The 22633-nt window shown below is 61.3% G+C and carries 12 protein-coding genes; 9 read left to right on the forward strand and 3 right to left on the reverse strand.

Annotation, left to right across the window (positions count from 1 at the left end):
- Positions 1–43 precede the first annotated feature (43 nt).
- The 5 genes from aceE to KW849_RS20390 all read left to right on the forward strand — a co-directional run bounded on the left by aceE (position 44) and on the right by KW849_RS20390 (position 10093).
- Positions 44–2689: a pyruvate dehydrogenase (acetyl-transferring), homodimeric type gene (gene aceE, locus KW849_RS20370; RefSeq protein ID WP_218431025.1), complete on the forward strand. Its 2646-nt coding sequence runs from the start codon at positions 44–46 to the stop codon at positions 2687–2689.
- Positions 2690–2700: 11 nt separating this feature from the next.
- Entirely contained in the window at positions 2701–4644 is a 1944-nt protein-coding gene (gene aceF / locus KW849_RS20375; protein ID WP_218431026.1) for a dihydrolipoyllysine-residue acetyltransferase, read from the forward strand.
- A gap of 273 nt (positions 4645–4917) precedes the next feature.
- Complete coding sequence (locus KW849_RS20380) at positions 4918–6312, forward strand: alkaline phosphatase D family protein (protein WP_218431027.1); 1395 nt, start codon at positions 4918–4920, stop codon at positions 6310–6312.
- Between the two features lie 234 nt (positions 6313–6546).
- Positions 6547–9240: a bifunctional diguanylate cyclase/phosphodiesterase gene (locus KW849_RS20385; RefSeq protein ID WP_218431028.1), complete on the forward strand. Its 2694-nt coding sequence runs from the start codon at positions 6547–6549 to the stop codon at positions 9238–9240.
- Between the two features lie 154 nt (positions 9241–9394).
- Positions 9395–10093 carry an OmpW family protein gene (locus tag KW849_RS20390; protein WP_218431029.1) on the forward strand — a complete coding sequence of 233 codons (699 nt, stop codon included), beginning with the start codon at positions 9395–9397 and terminating at the stop codon, positions 10091–10093.
- A 212-nt stretch (positions 10094–10305) separates the two neighbouring features.
- On the opposite strand, the gene KW849_RS20395 is transcribed toward KW849_RS20390, so the two are convergent.
- Positions 10306–11235, reverse strand: coding sequence for an NAD-dependent epimerase/dehydratase family protein (locus tag KW849_RS20395; protein WP_218431030.1), 930 nt, complete (start codon positions 11233–11235; stop codon positions 10306–10308).
- Positions 11228–12112: a sugar nucleotide-binding protein gene (locus KW849_RS20400; RefSeq protein WP_218431031.1), complete on the reverse strand. Its 885-nt coding sequence runs from the start codon at positions 12110–12112 to the stop codon at positions 11228–11230. The genes KW849_RS20395 and KW849_RS20400 overlap by 8 nt, the downstream gene beginning before the upstream one ends.
- 319 nt (positions 12113–12431) lie before the next feature.
- Between KW849_RS20400 and KW849_RS20405 the strand changes: the two genes are divergently transcribed.
- A complete protein-coding gene (locus KW849_RS20405) occupies positions 12432–16757 on the forward strand; it encodes a DEAD/DEAH box helicase (RefSeq protein WP_218431032.1) in 4326 nt (1441 codons plus the stop codon).
- Positions 16758–16851: 94 nt separating this feature from the next.
- Here KW849_RS20405 and KW849_RS20410 read toward each other — a convergent pair whose 3' ends face one another.
- Complete coding sequence (locus KW849_RS20410) at positions 16852–18975, reverse strand: mechanosensitive ion channel family protein (RefSeq protein ID WP_218431033.1); 2124 nt, start codon at positions 18973–18975, stop codon at positions 16852–16854.
- A gap of 599 nt (positions 18976–19574) precedes the next feature.
- Between KW849_RS20410 and KW849_RS20415 the strand changes: the two genes are divergently transcribed.
- Genes KW849_RS20415 through KW849_RS20425 form a run of 3 tightly spaced genes read left to right on the forward strand, consistent with a single transcriptional unit; the run spans position 19575 to position 22599 of the window.
- The gene (locus KW849_RS20415) at positions 19575–20339 is read left to right on the forward strand and encodes an endonuclease/exonuclease/phosphatase family protein (RefSeq protein ID WP_256357310.1); all 765 of its coding nucleotides are present in this window, start codon (positions 19575–19577) and stop codon (positions 20337–20339) included.
- Positions 20336–21610, forward strand: coding sequence for a cardiolipin synthase ClsB (gene clsB / locus KW849_RS20420; protein ID WP_218431035.1), 1275 nt, complete (start codon positions 20336–20338; stop codon positions 21608–21610). Before KW849_RS20415 ends, clsB begins: the two co-directional genes overlap by 4 nt.
- Before the next feature lie 2 nt (positions 21611–21612).
- Positions 21613–22599, forward strand: coding sequence for a lysylphosphatidylglycerol synthase domain-containing protein (locus KW849_RS20425; protein ID WP_218431036.1), 987 nt, complete (start codon positions 21613–21615; stop codon positions 22597–22599).
- Positions 22600–22633 lie beyond the last annotated feature (34 nt).

The raw sequence follows: 22633 nt of genomic DNA on the forward strand, positions 1-22633 counted from the left end.
TCAGGCAACCGATTCTGGTAGCCTTTCCGCCCTGGAGCAAGCCATGCAAGACCTCGATCCCGTCGAAACCCAGGAATGGCTGGACGCCCTGGAATCGGTTCTCGACAAAGAAGGCGAAGACCGTGCTCACTATCTGATGACCCGTATGGGTGAACTCGCGACCCGCAGCGGTTCGCAGTTGCCTTACGCCATCACCACGCCTTACCGCAACACGATCCCCGTTACCCACGAAGCACGCATGCCTGGCGACCTGTTCATGGAACGCCGCATTCGCTCGCTGGTACGCTGGAACGCGATGGCCATGGTAATGCGTACGAACCTGAAAGATTCCGACCTCGGCGGTCACATCTCCAGCTTCGCTTCCAGTGCAACCCTGTATGACATCGGCTTCAACTACTTCTTCCAGGCCCCGAGCGACGAACACGGCGGCGACCTGATCTACTTCCAGGGCCACACCTCGCCAGGCGTTTACGCCCGCGCGTTCATGGAAGGCCGCATCACCGAAGACCAGATGAACAACTTCCGTCAGGAAGTCGATGGTCAAGGCCTGTCGTCCTACCCGCACCCTTGGCTGATGCCTGACTTCTGGCAGTTCCCGACCGTATCCATGGGTCTGGGCCCGATCCAGGCGATCTACCAGGCACGCTTCATGAAGTACCTGGAACACCGTGGCTTCATCCAGCCGGGCAAACAGAAAGTCTGGTGCTTCCTGGGCGACGGCGAGTGCGACGAGCCGGAATCCCTGGGTGCCATCTCCCTGGCCGGCCGCGAGAAACTGGACAACCTGATCTTCGTCATCAACTGCAACCTGCAGCGCCTCGACGGCCCGGTTCGCGGCAACGGCAAGATCATCCAGGAACTCGAAGGCGTGTTCCGCGGTGCCCAGTGGAACGTGACCAAAGTCATCTGGGGCCGTTTCTGGGACCCACTGCTGGCCAAGGACGTCGACGGCATCCTGCAACGCCGCATGGACGAAGTCATCGACGGCGAGTACCAGAACTACAAAGCCAAAGACGGCGCGTTCGTGCGTGAACACTTCTTCAACACGCCTGAACTCAAGGCGATGGTCGAAGACCTGTCCGACGACGAGATCTGGAAGCTCAACCGCGGCGGCCACGACCCGTACAAGGTCTACGCGGCGTACCACGAAGCGGTCAACCACAAAGAACAACCGACCGTCATCCTGGCCAAGACCATCAAGGGTTATGGCACCGGTGCCGGCGAAGCGAAAAACACTGCGCACAACACCAAAAAGGTCGATGTCGAAAGCCTGAAGTTGTTCCGCGACCGCTTCGACATCCCGGTCAAGGACGATGAACTGGAAAACCTGCCATTCTTCAAACCGGAAGTAGGCAGCGCCGAAGCCCGTTACCTGAGCGAGCGTCGTACCGCACTGGGCGGCTTCGTACCTCAGCGTCGCGCCAAGAGCTTCAACATCCCGACGCCGCCACTGGACACCCTCAAGGCGATCCTGGACGGCTCGGGCGACCGCGAAATCTCCACCACCATGGCTTTCGTGCGGATCCTCGCGCAGCTGGTCAAGGACAAGGAAATCGGTCCGCGCATCGTGCCGATCATCCCGGACGAAGCCCGTACCTTCGGTATGGAAGGCATGTTCCGTCAATTGGGCATCTACTCCTCCGTCGGCCAGCTCTACGAGCCAGTCGATAAAGACCAGGTGATGTTCTACAAGGAAGACCAGAAGGGCCAGATCCTCGAGGAAGGCATCAACGAAGCGGGCGCCATGAGCTCCTTCATCGCTGCCGGTACTTCGTACTCCAGCCACAACCAGCCGATGCTGCCGTTCTACATCTTCTACTCGATGTTCGGCTTCCAGCGTATCGGCGACCTGGCCTGGGCCGCTGGCGACAGCCGCACCCGTGGCTTCCTGATCGGCGGCACCGCCGGCCGTACCACCCTGAACGGTGAAGGCCTGCAACACGAAGACGGTCACAGCCACCTGCTGGCTGCCACCATCCCGAACTGCCGCACCTACGATCCAACCTACGGCTACGAGCTGGCGGTGATCATTCAGGACGGCATGAGGAAGATGACCGAAGAGCAACAGGACGTCTTCTACTACATCACCGTGATGAACGAGTCGTACCAGCAGCCAGCCATGCCGGCCGGTGCCGAAGAAGGCATCAAGAAAGGCATGTACCTGCTTGAGGAAGACACCCGCGAAGCGGCGCACCACGTTCAGCTGATGGGCTCCGGCACCATCCTGCGTGAAGTCCGTGAAGCAGCGAAGATTTTGCGTGAAGAGTTCAACGTCGGCGCCGACGTGTGGAGCGTTACCAGCTTCAACGAACTGCGTCGCGACGGCCTGGCCGTTGAACGCACCAACCGTCTGCACCCTGGCCAGAAGCCTAAGCTGAGCTACGTCGAAGAGTGCCTGAACGGCCGTAAAGGTCCGGTCATTGCGTCTACCGACTACATGAAACTGTTCGCCGAGCAGATCCGTCAGTGGGTACCGTCCAAGGAATTCAAAGTCCTGGGCACCGACGGTTTCGGCCGCAGCGACAGCCGCAAGAAACTGCGTCATTTCTTCGAAGTCGACCGTCATTTCGTGGTGTTGGCAGCCCTGGAAGCACTGGCTGACCGTGGCGACATCGAACCTAAAGTGGTGGCCGAGGCCATCGCCAAGTTCGGTATCAACCCGGAAAAACGCAACCCACTGGACTGCTGAGGAGAGATTTTGTGAGCGAACTCATTCGCGTACCTGACATCGGCAGCGGTGAAGGTGAAGTAATTGAACTGTTTGTGAAGGTCGGCGACCGTATCGAAGCCGACCAGAGCATCCTGACGCTGGAATCGGACAAGGCGAGCATGGAAGTGCCCGCGCCGAAGGCCGGTATCATCAAGAGCCTGAAAGTGAAGCTGGGCGATCGCCTGAAAGAAGGCGACGAACTGCTGGAGCTGGAAGTCGAAGGTGCCGCTGCTGCGACCCCTGCGGCTGCGCCGGCGGCCAAGGCTGAAGCCAAACCGGCTGCTGCACCTGCCGCCGCCCCTGCTCCTGCTGCGCCGGCTGCTGCCAGCGTTCAGCAAGTGCACGTGCCGGACATCGGTTCGTCGGGCAAGGCCCAGATCATCGAGATCCAGGTCAAGGTCGGCGACACCGTCGCGGCTGATCAATCGCTGATCACCCTGGAATCCGACAAGGCGAGCATGGAAATCCCGTCGCCTGCCGCTGGCGTGGTCAAGGCCATCAGCGTCAAGCTCAACGACGAAGTCGGCACCGGCGACCTGATCCTGGATCTGGAAGTGGCGGGTGCTGCGGCACCAGCTGCTGCTCCGGCCCAGGCTGCCGCTCCAACTGCTGCCGCTGCGCCTGCTCCTGCAGCAGCTCCGGCTGCTCCAGTGGCCGACAGCGTTCAGGACATCCACGTTCCGGACATCGGTTCGGCGGGCAAGGCCAAGATCATCGAAGTCCTGGTCAAGGCCGGCGACACCGTTGCCGCCGACCAGTCGCTGATCACTCTGGAATCCGACAAGGCGAGCATGGAAATCCCGTCGCCAGCCGCTGGCGTGGTGGAAAGCGTTTCCATCAAGCTCGATGACGAAGTCGGTACTGGCGACCTGATCCTGAAACTGAAAGTCAAAGGCGCCGCTGCGGCCGCTGCTCCGGCACCTGCCGCTGCTGCTCCGAGCGCACCTGCTCCATCTGCTCCTGCCGCCGCTGCACCTGCTGCTGCGCCGGCCGCTGCTCCAGCCAAGCCTGGTGCAAAAGTTCACGCCGGCCCTGCCGTGCGTCAACTGGCCCGCGAATTCGGCGTCGAACTGAACGCCGTTGGCGCCAGCGGTCCGCACGGTCGCATCCTGAAAGAAGACGTGCAGGTTTACGTCAAGGCCATGATGCAGAAGGCCAAGGAAGCACCAGCCGCTGCTGCTGGCGCAACCGGTGGCGCGGGCATCCCGCCGATTCCGGTCGTGGACTTCAGCCGCTTCGGTGAAATCGAAGAAGTGCCGATGACCCGCCTGATGCAGGTCGGCGCCGCCAACCTGCACCGCAGCTGGCTGAACGTGCCGCACGTGACACAATTCGACTCGGCGGATATCACCGAACTCGAAGCGTTCCGTGTTGCCCAGAAAGCCGTTGCAGAGAAGGCTGGCGTCAAGCTGACCATCCTGCCGTTGCTGCTCAAGACCTGTGCGCACCTGCTCAAGGAGCTGCCGGACTTCAACAGCTCGCTGGCGCCAAGCGGCAAGGCGATCATCCGCAAGAAATACGTGAACATCGGCTTCGCCGTCGATACCCCGGATGGCCTGCTGGTACCGGTCATCAAGAACGTCGACCAGAAGAGCCTGCTGCAACTGGCGGCCGAAGCGGCTTCCCTGGCTGAAAAAGCCCGGACCAAGAAGCTTTCGTCGGACGAGATGCAAGGCGCCTGCTTCACCATTTCCAGCCTCGGCCACATTGGCGGCACCGGCTTCACGCCGATCGTCAACGCGCCGGAAGTGGCGATCCTCGGTGTTTCCAAGGCAACCATCCAGCCAGTCTGGGACGGCAAAGCCTTCCAGCCGAAACTGATGCTGCCACTGTCGTTGTCCTACGATCACCGCGTGATCAACGGCGCCGCTGCTGCACGCTTCACCAAGCGTCTGAGCGACCTGCTGGGCGACATCCGCACCATGCTCCTGTAACACCGACCGGCCCTCCTTCACCGGAGGGTCGATCGCGTTCCACGTTTCCGAGCGCCACGCTCGTACCTCAACCCCGCCAATTTGGCGGGGCTTTTTTTGCCTGAATTTCTTGCTTAAAACGTCTTCCTACATTTGTGGCTGATATCGCCCACAACTCGAGTCCATTTCTGCCAGATATTTTTTCGGGCCAAATAACTAGCCTTGACTGAAAGACTACTTATTACATCCGAAAAACCATCTAACCAATTCGTAAGCAGCCGAATGGACTCAAACATGCTTAAACCAACTGTCGGCCCGATTATTGGCCACACCACAACTAATCACGCCCGTATTTTTTTGCGCGGAGAACACAATAAAAACACCTTGGCATTTGCTGGCATTCGTTATAGACGACTAGGCGAAAATCACTGGTCAAAAGGCAACTTTGCAAAACTCGAACCCGAACACGACATGTGCGAAGTCTTTGCACTGAACAACCTGTCCGCCGACTCCGACTATGAGTACCAGGCCGGATGGTTCAGCCCGATGAACCCGGCGCACACCGTCGACACGGTGAAGGAACTGCCGCGGCAATGGCCACGAGAGGTTTATCACTTGCGTACCCGTTCCAGCCAGGCCGGCCTGCCAAGGGCGTACATTGTCGGCTCCTGCCGATACCTGCGCATGACCGCCGGCATTGCATGGGCCCCTCAATTGGGCGACAGAATCTTCGCTTCAATTTCACGCCTGGTGGAGCACGCCAATCCTCCCGTCAGTGCGCTGGTGATGACAGGGGACCAAATCTATGTCGATGATTTGAACATCGTTGCTCCCGATCGGGAACTCAAGGAAATCCTGCAAAAATATCGCGTGGCATTTTCGCAGGTTAATATCGCCAGATTAATGTCCAACCTGCCAACTTACATGATACTTGACGACCATGAAATAGAGGACAACTGGCCCGCCAACGAGAGCAAGTCCGATGACTACTTATATGCAAACGCAATCAGGGCCTATGAGTTGTATCAGGCCAGCCATAGTCCAGCTCACGCACTCACCAATGATGGACTTATAAATAAACGACTGGACAAATACTGGTATCAATTTACTGAAGGTGATATCGAATGGTTTGTTACCGACAGTCGAACCCGACGTAATCTGTCGGCCACTGACCGACGCATTCTCGACGCAGACCAGGAGCAGGCCTTATGCGACTGGCTGATCCACACCCCGGCGCGGGTCAAATTCGTGGTCACCAGCGTCATGTTCTACCCTGACCAAAAACGCTCGGATGATGACGCCTGGCAAGCCTTCCCGGAACAACGGCTACGGTTGCTGGAGACCATTCGCACACACCGCATCAAGAACGTCGTGTTCATTTCCGGTGATGTTCACGGCTCGCTGACCAGTCGGCTGAGCCACAGCAAGGACCCGGAATTCGAAGTCCACACCGTCGTCTCGTCACCACTGTGCAACAGCAAAATGCTGCCCTATGCCACGGCCGCCACGTTCACCCTTGATCAACCCCTGGTCTGCACCGCCGCTGGCGACTATCGACATGAACTGACCAGCAGCGTGATCAGCCAGGATAACTTTTCACACATGGTCGTCGAGGCTCGGCAGCTTCAGGTGAATTTCCACGACCGGGAGGGCAAGCTTTTGCAGTCCATTGGCATCCCGATTCGCTGACGCGGAAACAGATCGCAGCCATTGGCAACACGTGCAAAACTGCGACTTTTCGGCGCACAGCATTACTTTTTGCCACCGACTGAAGAAATCCCGTCGCCTGCCGACATATTCTTATAGCACTTGGCCTTCATCTCTCTTGTCAGTCGGTGTCGCAATGATGCAACCTTGCCGCAGGCAACAGTAAAGAGGGCGAGAGCCCAGCGCGTTCAGCATATTCGAAGCGAGTTTCCCTCCATGAAAAGCCAACCCGATGCCGCCAGCCGTATGGTGGCCGAGGTAGTGACGCAGTTGCCTGTGCCTTCGCGGCTCGGCATGCTGCGTTTCGAACGGCTTAATGAACCCAGCTGGGCGCTGCTGTTTCTCGATCCCAATTGCGAACGCCAGTTCGGTCTGCCAGCCGTCGAGTTGTGTGCGCTGGTGGGCTCGCCCTACGCCAGCCTGATGGAACCGCAAGCGCGCTATCAACTGCACGACTCGGTCCAGCAGCAGCTGACTGAAAGCCCGCATTACCTGATCCGCTACACCCTGCACACCGCCTCGGGCTCCCTGAATCTGCTGGAACTGGGCGAAGCCTACAAACAACACAATCGTCACCTGTTGCGCGGTTACCTGTTGGTCATTGACGGCCTGTTCGAGGACGATCCACTGCAACCGGCCCTGGATCTGGAAACCCAGAACTCGCGCCTGCAAATCGCCCTGGAACTCAATCAACGTGCCCAGCAGGAGCAACTGCTGCATCTGGACCGGGCGCGCGCCCAGCAGGACCTGATCCTGCTGCTCACCCGTCAACGCTACAGCAGCAACAATTCCTTGCAGGAAGCCGCCGAGCTGATCACCCGCAGCGCCTGCGATATTTACCAAATCGACTGCGCCAGCCTGTGGCACCTCGAAGGCTCGAGGCTGGTGCCGATCTCGGCCTATCACCGCACGAATCAGGAATACCTGCTGCCGCAGCCGATCGACATCAGCGTTTTCCCCGATTACCTCGACGCCTTGCACACCGGCCGCGCCATCGACGCCCATAACGCCATGCGCGACCCGCGCACCCGGGAGATGGCCGAAAGCCTGCGCCCGCGCGACGTCAACGCAATGCTCGACGCCAGCATCCGCGTCGATGGCCAGGTGGTCGGCGTTTTGTGCCTGGAGCAGACCGGCGCGACTCGCGCCTGGCAGTCGGATGAAATCGCCTTCGCCGGAGAACTGGCGGACCAGTTTGCCCAGGTCATCAGCAACCACAACCGGCGAACCGCCACCAGCGCCCTGCACCTGTTCCAGCGTGCGGTCGAACAAAGTGCCAACGCCTTTCTGCTGGTCAACTGCGACGGCGTGGTGGAATACGTCAACCCGAGCTTCACCGCGATCACCCAATATTCCACCGAAGAAGTGCACGGTCAGCGCCTGTCGGAACTACCAGCCCTGGAGAACCTCAGCGAACTGCTGTTCGACGCGCCTTCGGCGCTGGCCAAGAGCAACAGTTGGCAGGGCGAATTCAAGAGCCGCCGGAAAAACCTCGAACCCTATTGGGGCCAGTTGTCGATCTCCAAGGTATACGGCGACAACCGCGAGCTGACCCACTACATCGGCATCTACGAAGACATCACCCAGAACAAGCTCGCTCAGCAACGTATCGAGCGCCTGGCCTACACCGACAACCTGACCAATCTCGGCAACCGCCCGGCCTTCATTCGTAACCTCGATGAACGCTTCGCCCGGGACAGCGATGCGCCAATCAGCCTGTTGCTGGTGGACATCGATAACTTCAAACGGATCAATGACAGCCTTGGCCACCAGACTGGCGACAAGCTGCTGATCAGCCTCGCCCGGCGCCTGCGCAACAGCCTGGTTCCGAGCGGCAGCCTGGCGCGATTCGCCAGTAACGAATTCGCCGTATTGCTGGACAACAGCGACCTCACGGTAGGCCAGCAAGTGGCCAACCAGTTGCTGGCGACCCTCGACAAACCGATGTTCGTCGACAACCAGTTGATCAGCGTCACCGGCTCCGTGGGTCTGGCCTGCGCGCCGCTGCACGGGCGCGACCCGCAAACCCTGATGCGCAATGCCGGGTTGGCGCTGCACAAGGCCAAGGCCAACGGCAAACACCAGGTGCAAGTGTTCACCGAAGCGCTGAACGCCGAAGCCAGCTACAAGCTGTTCGTCGAGAACAACCTGCGCCGCGCCCTGACCCAGAACGAGCTCGACGTGTTCTATCAGCCCAAGCTGTGCCTGCGCAGCGGTCGCCTGCTGGGCATGGAAGCACTGCTGCGCTGGGACCATCCGGAAAAGGGCATGATCCGTCCGGATCAGTTCATCAGCGTCGCCGAAGAAACCGGGCTGATCATTCCGATCGGCAAATGGATCGCCCGCCAGGCCTGCCGCATGAGCAAAGCGCTGACCGCCGCCGGCCTGGGCAACCTGCAAGTGGCGATCAACCTGTCGCCCAAGCAGTTTTCCGATCCGGACCTGGTGGCCTCCATTGCCAACATCCTCAAGGAAGAAGCCCTTCCCGCTCATTTACTGGAGCTGGAGCTGACCGAAGGCCTGCTGCTGGAAGCCACCGAAGACACCCACTTGCAACTCGACCAACTCAAGCGCCTGGGCCTGACCCTGGCCATGGACGACTTCGGCACCGGTTACTCGTCGCTCAGCTACTTGAAAAAATTCCCCATCGACATCATCAAGATCGACCGAAGCTTCATCCACGAAATCCCGGACAACCAGGACGACATGGAAATCACCTCCGCGGTGATCGCCATGGCGCACAACCTGAAACTCAAGGTCGTGGCTGAAGGCATCGAAACCGCCGAGCAGTTGTCGTTCCTGCGCCGTCACCGCTGCGACGTCGGCCAGGGCTACCTGTTCGATCGTCCGATCCCGGGCACTGAGCTGATCGAAAAGCTCAAGCGCTACCCGCGTGGCCCAATCGCCTGACAGACACAGAACCTGCGAGCCTGCTCGCGAAGGGGCCATCGAAATCGCTACAAAATCCATTCCTTAGCACTTTCCTTGAGTTGCATCAAAAGACCGATTCGTTAGGCACCTTACCATTGGACATCGAACATTTTTAACGTCCTCTGGAGCCCCCATGAACAAGTCCATGCTCAGCGCTTCGCTGGTTGCCCTCGCGCTCGCAGCCCCGCTCGCCCACGCCTTCGAGGCCGGCGATATTCTCATTCGCGCGGGTGCAATCACCGTCAACCCCGAGGCTGACAGCTCCAGCGTCAAGGTTGATCAAGGCCCGCTCGCAGGTGCCGACCTGGGTGGCAAGGCGACCATGAGCAGCGACACGCAACTGGGCTTGAACTTCGCCTACATGCTCACCAACCACCTGGGTATCGAGCTGCTGGCGGCCACTCCGTTCGAGCATGACGTGAAACTCAAGGGCACGGCTCTGAGCGCGGCCAACGGTAAGCTCGGCACGCTGAAGCACCTGCCGCCGACCTTGAGCCTGGTGTACTACCCGCTGGATCCGAAGTCAGCCTTCCAGCCGTACGTCGGCGGCGGCATCAACTACACCTATATCTACGACGAACACGTTGGCAGCCAAGCGCAGTCCGCCGGTTTCAGCAACTTCAAGGCGGAAAACTCCTGGGGCCTGGCGTGGCAGGTCGGTGCTGACTACATGCTGACCGACAACATCATGATCAACGCCCAGGTGCGCTACATCGACATCGATACCCGCGCCACTGTCGAGAACAACTCGATTGCCCCAGGTACCCGGGCACGTGTGGACGTCGATGTAGACCCGTTCATCTACATGGTGGGTCTGGGTTACAAGTTCTAAGCGACATCGCTGACAGAATGTTCACGTGGTGGTGAACCTGGCTTTTGTGGTGAGCAGATTCAAAATCTGACGGCGGCTGTTACGCAGTCGAACGGGAGGGTGCGGATTTCCGACAAACTCCCTCGCTACAGGAATTGCACAGACTTTTAATGCAAATTCCGGCCACAAAAAAGGCGCCCTTCATGGGCGCCTTTTTTGTGGCCGCAAGAACCTCAGCGCCCCAGCAACCGCGCCAACCCCACACGCATCGGTGTCTGCTCTGTGGTACTGAAGCGTTCCAACAGGCGCCGGTTGTTCGCCCGGGAGTGACGAATGTCACCGGAGCGCGCCGGGCCGTAGCTCACCGGTGGCAACTTGCCGACCACGGCTTCGAGCGCTTCGAGCATTTGCTTGAGGGTTGTCGCCTGGTTCCAGCCAACGTTGACCGCTCCGACCTCGACCCGAGGCTTCTCGATGGCCTGCACCAGCAGGTCGACCAGATCTTCGACGTAGACAAAATCCCGGGTCTGCTCACCATCGCCGAACACGGTGATCGGCAAGCCCTTCAGTGCGCGCTCGCTGAATATGCTGATCACCCCGGAGTACGGCGAGGATGGATCCTGGCGCGGGCCGAAGATGTTGAAGAAGCGGAAAATCACCGGTTCCAGCCCATGCTGGCGGCGGTAGAAGTCTAAGTAATGCTCGCTGGCCAGCTTGTCCACCGCGTAAGGCGTCAGGGGCGCCTTGGGCGTGTCTTCGTCGATCGACTCACCTTCGCCATTATTGCCATACACCGCCGCACTGGAGGCAAACAGCACGCGTTTGACCCCGGCCTGACGCATGGCTTCGCAGACGTTCAGCGTGCCGATGAAGTTGCTCTGGTGCGTGCGCACCGGATCGTCCACCGAGGCCTGCACCGAAGCCACGGCGGCCAGGTGCGCCACGGCGCTGCATCGGGCCATCGCCTGGGCAACCAGAGCCGCATCGGCCACGTCGCCGACGATCAGTTCGACCCTGGGATTGTCCAGCGGCAGATTGCTGCGCTTGCCGGTGGACAGGTCATCGAGAATCCGCACCGCATGGCCCTTGGCAAGCAGGGCGTCAGTCAGGTGCGAACCAATGAAACCGGCACCGCCGGTGATCAAAACGGGACCGTCAACCATGGCGATAGAACCTGTCCAGTAGACCGGGAAGCGCCGCACGCCAGGCGCGCGGTTTGATCCCGAAGGTGTGCAGAATTTTTTTGCAGGCCAATACCGCGTGCTGCGGTTCTTCGGCAGCATCCGGACGCGCGGCGTGAGCCTGGGCGGTCGGGGATTCGATGGCCAGCGGATGCAGGCTGCGGGCTTCGGTCAGAATCGCCTGCCCCAGCGCCAGCGGAGTGGTCGCCTCATGCCCGGCGTAGTGGTAGGTGCCCCACAGCGGCGCGGCACAGTCGAGTTGCTTGAGCACTGAAATGATCACGCGGGCGGCATCGTCGACCGGCGTCGGATTGCCGCGCCGGTCGTCGGCCATCAGCAATTCTTCAGGTTGTTCGGCACGGGCGAGGAAGCGGCCAAGGGTGCCATCCGGACTGTCGTCCAGCAGCCAGCCGAAACGCAACAGCACGTGTTGCGGGCAGGTGGCGCGAACGCTTTGTTCGATTCGCCACAACGCCTGACCGCGCAGGCCCAATGGCACCGGTTCGTCTTTTTCGCTGTAGGCCGTGGCACGGGAGCCGTCGAACACTCGATAGCTGGAAGGTTGCAGCAGGACGATATTGTGGTGCTGGCACAGTTCCGCCAGACGCTCGATCGCACGCTCCTGGCTGGCCAGGCGCTGTTCGCTCACCGCCTCTGCCTGAAACCAGTCGAAGTAGTAGGCAAGGTTGATCAATGCATCGGGACGGGTGTCGTCGAGCAGTTGTGTCAGGCTCGCGGCATCCCAGCCGTCTTTGGGCGGGCGGGGTGCGAGGAAACCGATGTCTTCCTCCGCACCGAGGCGAATCAGCGCCTGCCCAAGGGCATTTCCGCCGCCCAGTAACATAAGGCGCATTCGCATAGAGTCAGCAGGCCCAGTCTAATTGAAACAATGGCGTTATCGACACCGCGCCCAGGCGATGTCGTTGGTAATTGCCGGAATCGTTGCATTTTGCGGGTTTAGTGCGCAACCGTCATCCGTAAAGTGTAGATGCCTGAGTTTTGTAGTGCTGCCACTGGCCTCATCGTCGGATCGCCGCCCGGAGCAAGCTCGCTCCTACAGTGGTCGGCGTACACAAACCCATTGTAGGAGCGAGCTTGCCCGCGAAGAGGCCCTGAAGGCCACCAGAGATCCCGAGCGGTACTTGCATCTTGCGCCCCCCACCCGCATAACTTGCTGCATGAACCTGCCCATCCCCGCAGACAGTGCCCTGAGCGGCTTTCACCCTGCCGTCAGTGCCTGGTTCAGCCACACGTTCCCGGCGGTCACCGCCGCCCAGGCCCGGGCGTGGCCGTTGATCCGCCAGCGCCGTTCGACCCTGGTCGCCGCGCCCACCGGCTCCGGCAAAACCCTCACCGCCTTTCTCGCCGTCATCGACGACCTGGTGCACCGCGGTCTGGAAAGCCCCGAAGGCTTGCCCGACGCCACCCTGGTGGTCTACGTCTCGCCGCTCAAGGCGCTGTCCAACGACATCCAGATCAACCTGCAAAACCCGCTGGACGGCATTACCGAGCAATTGCGCGTGATGGGCCTGCCCGAACTGCAGATCACCACGGCCGTGCGCACTGGCGATACACCGCAAAAAGACCGATCGGCAATGCGCAAGACGGCGCCACACATACTGGTGACCACGCCGGAATCCCTGTACGTGCTGCTCGGTTCCGACTCGGGCCGGCAGATGCTCGGCACCGCACAAACTGTAATCGTCGACGAAATCCACGCCATGGCCGCCAGCAAACGCGGCAGTCACCTGGCCCTGAGCCTCGAACGCCTGCAAGCACTCTGCCCTGAGCCGTTGCTGCGCATCGGTCTGTCGGCCACGCAAAAACCCGTCGAAGCCGTCTCGCGCTTCCTGGTGGGTCGCGACCGTCCGTGCGAGATCGTCGACATCGGCCACGCCCGCCCCCGCGACCTGGACATCGAGGTGCCGCCCGTGCCGCTATCGTCGGTGATGGCCAACGATGTCTGGGAACTGGTCTACGACCGCCTCGCCGCCCTCGCCCGGGAACACCGGACCACGCTGATTTTCGTCAACACCCGGCGTCTGGCCGAACGCCTGAGCCGTCATCTGAGCGAACGCCTGGGCAAGGACTCCGTGGCGGCCCACCACGGCAGCCTGGCCAAGGAATTTCGCCTGGATGCCGAGCAGCGGCTCAAGCGCGGCGACCTGCAGGTGCTGATCGCCACGGCGTCGTTGGAACTGGGGATCGACATCGGCGACGTCGACCTGGTGTGCCAGATCGCCTCGCCGCGTTCGATTGCCGGGTTTCTGCAGCGGGTCGGCCGCTCAGGGCACCAGGTCGGCGGCACGCCCAAGGGCCGTTTGTTCGCCACCACCCGCGACGACCTGATCGAATGCGCTGCGCTGCTCGACTGCGTGCGCCGGGGCGAACTCGATACCTTGTTGATCCCGCAAGCGCCGCTGGACGTGCTGGCGCAGCAGATCATCGCCGAGGTCAGTTGCCAGGAGTGGTCGGAGCAGGCGTTGCTGGAGATGCTGCGGCGTGCCTCGCCCTACACCGGGCTCGACGACAAACACTACCAGGCACTGCTGCACATGCTCGCCGAGGGCTACAACGGGCGTCAGGGCATCCGCAGTGCCTACCTGCACCGCGACGCCGTGAGCCGCACCCTGCGCGGTCGCCGTGGTGCAAAGCTGACGGCGGTGACCAGTGGCGGGACCATTCCGGACAACGCCGACTACTGCGTGCTGCTGGAGCCTCAAGGGCTGAACATCGGCAGCGTCAACGAAGACTTCGCGGTGGAAAGCATCGCCGGGGATGTCTTCCAGTTGGGCAATACGTCCTATCGGATCCTGCGGGTGGAAACCGGCAAAGTCCGGGTCGAGGATGCCCAGGGCCAACCGCCGACCATTCCGTTCTGGCTCGGGGAAGCGCCGGGGCGCAGCGCCGAACTGTCCGCTGCGGTGGCGCACTTGCAGGCACAACTCGACGACCTGCTGGGCGTTGCGCCAGGCAACTTGCAGCCAGCGCTCGACTGGCTGACTGACACCTTGGGCCTGAACCTCGCCAGCGCCGGACAACTGGTGGACTACCTGGCCCGCGCGCGACAAACGCTAGGCGCCCTGCCATCACAAGACACGCTGTTGATGGAGCGTTTTTTCGACGAGTCCGGCGGCACCCAACTGGTCATCCACACGCCGTTCGGCAGCCGCATCAACCGCGCCTGGGGTCTGGCCCTGCGCAAGCGTTTCTGTCGCACCTTCAACTTCGAATTGCAGGCCGCCGCCAGCGAAGACGCCATCGTGCTGTCGCTGTCCACCAGCCACAGTTTTGAACTGGACGATGTCTGGCGCTACCTGCACAGCAACAGCGCCGAGCATATCCTGATTCAAGCCGTGCTCGACGCGCCGCTGTTCGGCGTGCGCTGGCGCTGGAATGCCGGGGTGGCCCTGGCGCTGCCGCGCTACAGCGGCGGGCGCAAAGTCCCGCCGCAGATCCAGCGGATGAAAAGCGAAGACCTGATCGCCAGCGTGTTTCCCGACCAGATCGCCTGCGTGGAAAACCTCGCCGGCGAACGGGAGATTCCCGACCATCCGCTGGTGGAGCAAACCCTCGACGATTGCCTGCACGAAGCCATGGACACTGAAAGTTGGCTGGCCCTGTTGCGACGTATGGAACGCGGCGACATTCGCCTGATCAGCCGCGATTTGCCGGCGCCCTCGCCGCTGGCGGCGGAGATTCTCAGCGCCCGGCCTTATACCTTTCTCGACGATGCGCCACTGGAGGAACGTAGAACCCAGGCCGTGCTCAATCGCCGCTGGAGCGATCCGCAATCCACCGACGACCTCGGTGCGCTGGACGCCGAGGCGATTGCCGCCGTGCGCGACGAAGCCTGGCCGGCGCCCTCCGGCGTCGATGAAATGCACGAAGCGTTGATGAGCCTGGCGGGCATCACCGATGCCGAGGCCGGTGCCAATCCGCAGTGGCTCGATTGGCTCACGACCCTGGCCGACAGTGGACGCGCGAGCCGCTTGCAGATCAACGCCGGCCAATCGTTGTGGCTGGCGCTGGAGCGCCTGTCCTGCCTGCGGGCGATTTATCCACAGGCCGAATTGACGCCACCGCTGCAAGCGCTGCCGGACTTCGACGAGGTCTGGGACGCCGACGACGCCACCCTCGAACTGATCCGCGCACGACTCAGTGCCTTCGGGCCGCTGGCGCTCGATCGTATTGCCGAACCACTCGGTTTGCCCGCTGCGCAGGTCAACCAGGCCCTGGCGCAACTGGAACGCGAAGGCTACGTGCTGCGCGGTCGCTTCACCCCGGGCACCGCTGAGGAAGAATGGTGCGAGCGGCATTTGCTGGCGCGGATTCATCGCTACACGGTCAAGCGCCTGCGCCGGGAAATCGAACCAGTGGCGTTGCAGGATTTCATGCGATTCCTGTTCGACTGGCAGCATGTGTCGAGCGCACGCCAGGGCCTGGGCGCGGCAGTTTTGCCGGCCGTTATTGCGCAATTCGAAGGCTACCCCGCCGCCGCTTCCGCCTGGGACAGCGACATCCTGCCGGCGCGGATCAAGGACTACTCGGCGACCTGGCTGGATGAGTTGTGCCGCAGCGGCAGACTGGTGTGGACGCGTCTGACTGCGCACAACAAAAGCGCCAGCAGCGCGCTGCGCAGCACGCCGATTGTGCTGCTGCCGCGCAACCGGGTCGGCCTCTGGAGCGGCTTGACCGAACAGACGCCGGTCAGCGAACTGTCGCCGAAAACGCAAAAGGTCCACGCCGCCCTCAGCCAGCACGGCGCGCTGTTTTTCGACGAGCTGATCCATGAGGCCCATCTGCTGCGCTCGGAGCTGGAAATCGCCCTGCAGGAACTGGTGGGCGCGGGCCTGGTGAACGCCGACAGCTTTGCCGGATTGCGCGCACTGATCACTCCGGTCAGCAAGCGCCAGCCGCGCAACAGTCGGCGCGGGCGCGGGGCATTTATCGGTGGTATGGACGACGCCGGGCGCTGGGCCCTGTTGCGACGCGCACCTGCCGCGTCCGTGGTGGAAAACCGGTGTCCCGCGCCAACGTCGGCCGAAACCCTTGAACACATCGCCATGACCTTGCTACGCCGCTACGGCGTGGTGTTCTGGCGCTTACTGGAACGTGAGGCGGACTGGCTGCCGAGCTGGCGCGAACTGCTGCGCACTTTCCATCGCCTGGAGGCACGGGGCGAGATTCGTGGCGGGCGGTTTGTCAGCGGCCTGGCGGGCGAGCAATTCGCCCTGCCCGAAGCGATTCCATTGCTGCGCGAGGTCCGGCGTCGGCCCCATGACGGCAGCTTGGTCGCGGTGTGCGGGGTCGATCCGTTGAACCTCGCCGGCACGCTGTTGCCCGGCGCGAAAGTCCCGGCGCTGGCGAGCAATCGGCTGGTGTATCGCGATGGTTTGCCGGTGGCTGCCGAGATTGCCGGCAAGCAGCATTTTTGGGGGGAGCTGGATCCGCAGATGGGCGCTGAAATACATAAAAAACTGATTCAACACAGTTATCTGTAGGAGCTGGCATGCCAGCGAAGAAGCCGTCAGGTTCAACATCGATGTTGCCTGACCATGCGCCTTCGCTGGCAAGCCAGCTCCTACAGGGGTGTTGCTATTGGGAGCGAGGCTGATCCGGCATCAACACTGCAGCATGCTCGGGCCCGATCTCCGGTGGTGGTTCGACCGGATGCCTCGGCACCAGCGCCTGCTGTGGATAAGTCTGCGCGAAGTTCACCCACGGACAGTTATCCACAAGCTTTTTCAAACGCTGGTTGAAAGCCCGGCTCACCGCATATTGGCCGCCGGACACCGTGCGGAATTGCGCGGTCAGCACCACTCCGTTGAGGTCCATCTTGTCGACGCCAAATACATCCAGCGGCCCTTGCAGGTTGTAGCGCAGGAACGGGTCGTTGCTGATGGAATGCCCGGCCTCGCGGATCAGTTCGATGGCCTTGTCGACATCGGTGTCGTAGGTCAATTGCACCGAAAAAAACGCATAGGCGAATTGCCGCGACTGGTTGGTCACGGCCTTAATCTGCCCGAACGGCACCGAGTGCACGAAGCCCTTGCCGTCGCGCAGGCGCAAGGTGCGGATGGTCAGGCCTTCGACCGTGCCGGCATGCCCGGAATCGAGCACCACCCAGTCGCCGATGGACAGGGTGTCTTCGATGATGATGAACAGCCCGGTAATCACGTCCTGCACCAGTTGCTGGGAACCGAAACCGATTGCCAGGCCGATCACCCCGGCACCGGCCAGGAAAGGCGCGACGTTGATTCCCAGGTTGGCCATGGTGGTGATCGCGCAAATCACCACCAGGATGATTTTGATCGCGTTGCGCAGCAGCGGCAGGATGGTTTTCACCCGCGTACTCGGCTGGCGCGCCGAGCGCTTGTTGGTCGGTGGTTTCAGGGCCTCCTGAATCGCCGTGTCGAGCACCACCCAGACCATCCAGGTCACCAGCAGGATCAGGCCGATGTGGCTCAGGGAATCACTGATCGCCCGGCCCACGGCATTGCTCACCGCGAATTCGAACAGCGACACACCCCAGATCCGCCCGAGGATATCGATGAACACGATGGCCATGCCAATGCGCAGCAAGGCATGGGACAAATTGAGAAAACGCTCCTTGTAGGCGCCGCTGCGGCGCAGCTCCGCTTCGCTACGCGCCTTGAACAGATGGTGCAGCGTGGTGCTGAGAAACACCGTGGCAATCAGCAACACCGTGGTGAACAAGGCACTGCGCAGCACTCTCTGGTTGTCCGCCCCGGCACCGATCAGGTTGATGATCGAAACCAGTACCATCAACAGAATCGGCCAATACCAGAGCCCGGAAAATATCCGCAAGGTCTCACGCAACGCCGGCTGGCCGAGGCGCTGGGCCAGCGGCAGGATACGGATCACATGGGCTACCGGGCGACGCATGCGGATCACCAGCAAGCCGAAGGATATCGACGCTGCCAAGCCGGTGAACACGGCGATGCTGCTGGTGAGATTGCTGCCCAGTTGATGGGCGATCTGCGGGCTGGTCAGGGCATCGCTCAAGGCCACCAGAAAGCCGATACCGAATAACGGCCGGGGACTTCTCTCGCGAATGATCCGCACCGCCTGGCGCTTGTGGCCGGCATTGAACACCACCACCAGCGACAGCACCAATGACGCAGAAAAAATCCCCGCGCTTGCGGCATAAGCCAGACACAGCGCCAGCACCCGACCGGCCGATACCGGCAAAAACTGGCTGGCATAAATCGTCAGGGGCAGGCTGACCACCGCTGGAAGGGTATAGGGCAATAAGTAACCGAGCAGGGCCTGGCCACGCTCGCGGCTGAGCAGCAGGCGATGCTCGCACAGGCGTTTGGCCAACAATCGCCCGAGTTGCCAAAGACAGACAAACACGGCTGCCCACACGCAGGTCAGTAGCAGGAAATCGCCAGCGACGCTCCAGGGCGAACGGGCCGATGGCTGATTGACCAACTGATCCACTTCATCGACCGCGCGGTCGGCACGCAGGCGCCAGACGTCGACGAGGTTTTGGTCCAGATCAAGCTTGGTCTGGACCTCGTCGATGCTTGAGCTGATGGCCCCCAGTAACCCGCCTTGCACCAGCGGTTCGGGGTGCGCCAGCGGTGTCGCGGTGTTCGCGGTGGCCGGCAGCCCTGGTATCGCGGCGGCTTCCAGTTGTTCGCTGCCCAGCAACAGCAACGCGCCCAGCAGTATCGCGGTCTTGAGCCTGATCAAAGCACCCACTCCTTTGGCTGTGTCTGTAAGGAACTGATCGAGAAATGCCGGGCAAGTTCGGACATTGCCTCTGAATAGCCGGACAGAGACGCCTTATGTGGCGAGGGGGCTTGCCCCCGTTCGGCTGCGAAGCAGTCGTAAACCCATTGCATGCGGTGCATCAGATGAATCCGAGCGGTAGGTTTTGGGGGTGCTTCGCACCCCAACGGGGGCAAGCCCCCTCGCCACAAATATGCATCCGCCCTCGCGATATTTGATCTGCACGCAAATATCAAATGTCCGTACGGGGTGTTTTTCTCGATCGGTTCGACCATCGCCACCAGTCTAGTGCCGAAGGAAAAAGCCGCCAGCGCCACGGTCAGGTCTATGCCGAACCGACTGAGGGTTCTGCCCGCATTATCACGGGCCACTGATAAACCCTGTGGGAGCGAGCCTGCTCCCACAGTTGTTCGGTGGTGTTCAGTAGAAAATCTACCGCCCGTAGCCCCATCGAAACTTTCGTCGCCGCCCCAGAGTCATCCAAGGACAGTAGCCGTCAGGCGGGAGGCGACATGACAGCGAATCACACCGATATTCCCGCACACTCAAACGCAACCGACATGCGGGTACAAGGTTCGTCCGTCATTTGTCGTTTTACGGTACTGACGGTCAATACCCACAAGGGGTTCACTGCGCTCAACCGGCGTTTCATCCTGCCGGAACTGCGTGAAGCGGTGCGCAGTGTGTCTGCCGATGTGGTGTTTTTGCAGGAAGTCCACGGCACCCATGAACAGCACCCCAAGCGTTACACCAATTGGCCGGCGATGCCGCAATACGAATTCCTCGCCGATACCCTGTGGCCGCAGTTCGCCTATGGACGCAATGCGGTGTATCCGACGGGTGATCACGGCAATGCGCTGTTGTCGAAGTTCCAGATCATCCGCCACGACAACCTCGACGTGTCCATCAGCGGCCACGAGAACCGCGGGCTCTTGCACTGTGTGTTGCGCATGCCCGGAGACGGTCAGGAGGTGCATGCGATTTGCGTGCACCTGGGGCTGCGCGAAACCCATCGTACCGCGCAACTGAAGCTGCTCACCCAGCGCCTGGACGCCCTGCCCGGCGACGCCCCGGTGATTGTCGCCGGGGACTTCAACGACTGGCGCCAGCGCGCCGATGCGTTTCTCAAGCCCAGCGGTCTGCATGAAGTCTTCGCCGCGCAGCATGGCAAACCCGCGCGCAGTTTCCCCGCGCGCTTGCCGGCATTGCGCCTGGACCGCATCTACGTGCGCAACCTCAAGGCCAGCCATCCGCAAGTGCTGTCCACTCGGCCCTGGTCGCACCTTTCCGACCACGCCCCGCTGTCGGTGGAGATCGAGCTATGAGCCGGTCGATGGAAAAAACCACGCTGGAACACATCCCCGCTCCGCCCACCCACGAGCTGACAGCGATCGATGTCGAATACGGCTGGCAAGGCAGCAATCGGGTCGAGTTGCTGGAAAATGGCGAGGCATACTTTCCCCGGGTGTTTGCAGCCCTGCGCCGGGCGCAAAGTGAGATCCTGCTGGAAACCTTCATTCTGTTCGAGGACAAGGTCGGCAATGAGCTGCAGCAGATCCTGATCGAAGCCGCTCAACGTGGCGTGCGCACCATCGTCAGCCTCGATGGTTTTGGTTGCGGCGAGCTGAGTACCGGGTTCCTCACCGCGCTGACTGCGGCCGGCGTACACCTGCAAATATTCGACCCGGCACCGAAACGCCTGGGCATCCGCACCAATTGGTTCCGGCGCCTGCACCGCAAGATCGTGGTGGTGGATGGCAGCGTCGCGTTCGTCGGCGGGATCAACTTTTCCGCCGATCATCTGGCCGACTTCGGCCCCGGGGCCAAACAGGATTATTCCGTAGAGGTGCAAGGCCCGGCCGTGGCCGACATCCATCACTTCGCCCTGCTGCAATGCGGTCGCCCGATGCACGCCAAATACTGGTGGCAACGCCGTCGGCAGCGGCGCTCGGAACTGGCCTTCAGCGATCACGATGGCCAGGTACGGCTGGTGTACCGCGACAACGGAGAACACCCGACCGACATCGAAGAGGTTTACCGCCAGGTGTTGCGCCAGGCACAGCGCCGAGCGGTGATCGCCAACGCCTACTTCTTTCCCGGTTTCCGTTTGCTGCGCGAGATCCGCAACGCGGCCCGCCGAGGCGTGGATGTGCGGCTGATCCTGCAGGGCCAGCCAGACATGCGGGTGGCCAGGCTCGCCGCGCGTATGACCTATGACTACCTGCTCAAGTCCGGCGTGAAGATCTACGAATATTGCGACCGCCCGCTGCACGGCAAAGTCGCCCTGGTGGACGAAGACTGGAGCACCGTCGGCTCCAGCAACCTCGACCCATTGAGTCTGTCGTTGAATCTGGAAGCCAACGTGCTGATCCGCGACCAGGCCTTCAATCGTCATCTGTTCGATCGCCTGCAAGACCTCAGCGATAACCATTGCAAAGCCATGCCTCCCGACGTCGCGCCACGAGGGCGTGTCTGGCACATGACCATCGGTTTTCTGGTGTTTCACTTCCTGCGGCATTTTCCGGCGTGGGCCGGTTGGTTGCCGGCGCATAAACCTCGCCTGAAACCCTTCCCCCCCACCAACCGGGAGTGCTGACCATGAACCGCGCTGAGACCCATTCGGCCTCTCCCGGCAAAAGCTCCGGCAAGTTCCATTGGCGTCGCTGGAAACGACCGCTGACGATGCTGTTTTTCTTGATGCTGATCGTGCTGTTCACGACGCTCGCCCAGCGCATCGAGTGGAACGAAGTGTTCGATAACCTGGCCGATTTCAAGGTGCGCACGCTGATCATTGCCTCGGGGCTGACCCTGGTGAGTTTTCTGGTGTACGCCTGCTTCGACCTGATTGGTCGCACCTACATCCGCCAGAACCTGACGTGGAAACAGATCCTGCCCGTGGGAATCATCAGCTACGCCTTCAACCTGAGTCTGAGCGCCTGGGTCGGTGGCATCGCCATGCGTTACCGGTTGTATTCGCGGCTCGGGGTGAGCAAGAGCAACATCGCGAAAATTCTCGGCCTGAGCCTGGCGACCAACTGGTTCGGCTACATGATAATTGCCGGCGCGGTGTTCAGCAGCGGGCTGGTGCACATGCCACCGGGCTGGACACTCAGCAGTAGTGCGCTGCAAGGCGTGGGAGTTTTGTTGTTGCTGCTGAGCACCGGGTACCTGGCGGCGTGTCGGTTTGCCAAACGTCGGGAGTGGGCGACTCGTGGCGTGGAAATTGATCTGCCGTCGCTGCGCATGGCGGTGCTGCAACTGGTCCTGGGGGCATTGAACTGGTCGCTGATGGCGGCGGTGATTTTCACCTTGCTGCCGAGCAAACTGGACTATTCACTGGTATTGGGCGTGCTGTTGATCAGCGCCATCGCCGGAGTCATCACCCACATCCCGGCCGGGCTCGGCGTACTCGAGGCGGTGTTCGTGGCACTGCTGCAACATGAGGTTTCGCGGGGCAGTCTGGTAGCGGGACTGCTGGCCTATCGGGCGATTTATTTCATTTTGCCGCTGTTGATTAGCGTGGTGATGTATTTGCTGGTGGAGGCGAAGGCCAAGTCGCTGCGGATCGAAAAAAAAACCAAATAATTTGTGGTGCTTCCAAGACCGCCATCGCGAACAA

It is taken from the genome of Pseudomonas sp. PDM26, from assembly GCF_019219185.1.
In the GTDB taxonomy this organism is placed as follows: domain Bacteria; phylum Pseudomonadota; class Gammaproteobacteria; order Pseudomonadales; family Pseudomonadaceae; genus Aquipseudomonas.

Excerpts from the sequence above, each read along its gene's own strand:
- aceE (WP_218431025.1), top strand. The coding sequence starts at position 44 with ATGCAAGACCTCGATCCCGTCGAAACCCAGGAATGGCTGGACGCCCTG.
- KW849_RS20380 (WP_218431027.1), top strand. The coding sequence starts at position 4,918 with ATGCTTAAACCAACTGTCGGCCCGATTATTGGCCACACCACAACTAAT.
- KW849_RS20385 (WP_218431028.1), top strand. The coding sequence starts at position 6,547 with ATGAAAAGCCAACCCGATGCCGCCAGCCGTATGGTGGCCGAGGTAGTG.
- KW849_RS20390 (WP_218431029.1), top strand. The coding sequence starts at position 9,395 with ATGAACAAGTCCATGCTCAGCGCTTCGCTGGTTGCCCTCGCGCTCGCA.
- KW849_RS20395 (WP_218431030.1), bottom strand. The coding sequence starts at position 11,235 with ATGGTTGACGGTCCCGTTTTGATCACCGGCGGTGCCGGTTTCATTGGT.
- KW849_RS20400 (WP_218431031.1), bottom strand. The coding sequence starts at position 12,112 with ATGCGAATGCGCCTTATGTTACTGGGCGGCGGAAATGCCCTTGGGCAG.
- KW849_RS20405 (WP_218431032.1), top strand. The coding sequence starts at position 12,432 with ATGAACCTGCCCATCCCCGCAGACAGTGCCCTGAGCGGCTTTCACCCT.
- KW849_RS20415 (WP_256357310.1), top strand. The coding sequence starts at position 19,575 with ATGCGGGTACAAGGTTCGTCCGTCATTTGTCGTTTTACGGTACTGACG.
- clsB (WP_218431035.1), top strand. The coding sequence starts at position 20,336 with ATGAGCCGGTCGATGGAAAAAACCACGCTGGAACACATCCCCGCTCCG.
- KW849_RS20425 (WP_218431036.1), top strand. The coding sequence starts at position 21,613 with ATGAACCGCGCTGAGACCCATTCGGCCTCTCCCGGCAAAAGCTCCGGC.